Origin of the sequence: Nostoc sp. UCD121, from assembly GCF_014222285.1 — a bacterium.
Lineage (GTDB): Bacteria > Cyanobacteriota > Cyanobacteriia > Cyanobacteriales > Nostocaceae > Nostoc.
Map to the genome: position 1 here is coordinate 1 of NZ_JACKZS010000463.1, position 1,350 is coordinate 1,350.

Consider the following 1,350-nt stretch of genomic DNA (forward strand, 5'->3'; position numbering starts at 1 on the left):
CATTAATTGATTATTAATGGGATTTTTCCAACACCACATATAGGCATAATATAAAAATATAATTTCGGGCTGAAATTTCTGATTATTGTCTTGTTCTAATAATTTAATAGCGAGTTTTCCAAACTGATAGCCATAATCAATGTCTGTCATGATACCCGACACAAGCATTCCATAAAAAGCATAAATCGTACAAGCTTGTGGAGGATTACCATATTTAATACAGAGATGAACTAAGGTTAATATTAGTTCCGTCAATAAAAGGAAATTAATCGAGTTTGAAGCAGAGCGAATTTGCTGCATTATTTTAATAGCTGCTAGTTTTTTAGGGTCTGTCATTAGGAAGTGATCAGCTAAGTCTTCAATTGATTTATTTTTTAACAGCAGTTTTATGGATTTTCGACGATTACTTATTCTTTTTCTGATTTCATTGTCTTGAAGAGAAAATTTTATGCCTAGTTCTCGCAAAATATTTATGGCAATATCTATCGCTTTTTGTGGTTGAAATATAGTAAAATAGTAGATGATTTTTATTTCATAAACCTTGAGTTTATCAAATATGTCTCTAGCTTCTTTTAAGATAGTGTCAGATAATTCCTCAATTTGAGAAAATTTAGTATTTAAGTAAAGAGCTTCTAAGGTTTCAACATAAATTTCCAAAGTCAATTTATAATCAGTCTTCCAGCTTTTTAATGTTAACAACTCTAATCCATTTTCTAAATATTTCAATGTCAAGTCATAAGCAGTTGAGACTTTAGCTTTTTTCCCTGCTTTTAGATTTAAGTTAGCCAATTCATTTATTTCTAATTGATCGGTAATTAATGTGGCTCCTTTATTAAGTTGATTAACAATATCAAAAATTTTATCTTGTAACTGATGATCTTGATAATTTTCTAATAAAATACGTCCTATTTGCAGATGAAAATATTTCTTTTCTTCTTCTGAAATAAGAGAATAAGCTGCTTGTTGAACTCGGTCATGTAAAAACTGATAGTGAATATCACTTGAACAGTAAACAGCATCTTTTAGCTTACTATTTGACCAATCTTCTGCATTCCACAGTAGAGGAATTTTGTAATTTTTATTTAAGGGAATTACTAAGCATTGATCAAGAGCTGACTGTAATTCTTGAGCCGTAATTATGTCAGATTTATTATTAATAATAGTAAGGATTTCTAAATTAAAATGATTACCTATACAAGCTGCTAGTTTAAGAATTCGTTGAGTTTTTTGAGATAATTTTTTAATCTTGCTAACCATTAAATCAACTACATTATCAGTAATTGATACACTTTCTATTTGTTGTATATTCCATTCCCAATAACTTTTAGTTGAATCTAAATTTCTTTTTAG

At 28.5% G+C, this 1,350-nt stretch carries 1 pseudogene; it reads right to left on the minus strand.

Going from position 1 to position 1,350, the window contains the following annotated elements:
• Nucleotides 1-1,350: pseudogene (locus GNF10_RS36870) on the minus strand (hypothetical protein); the annotation flags it as partial.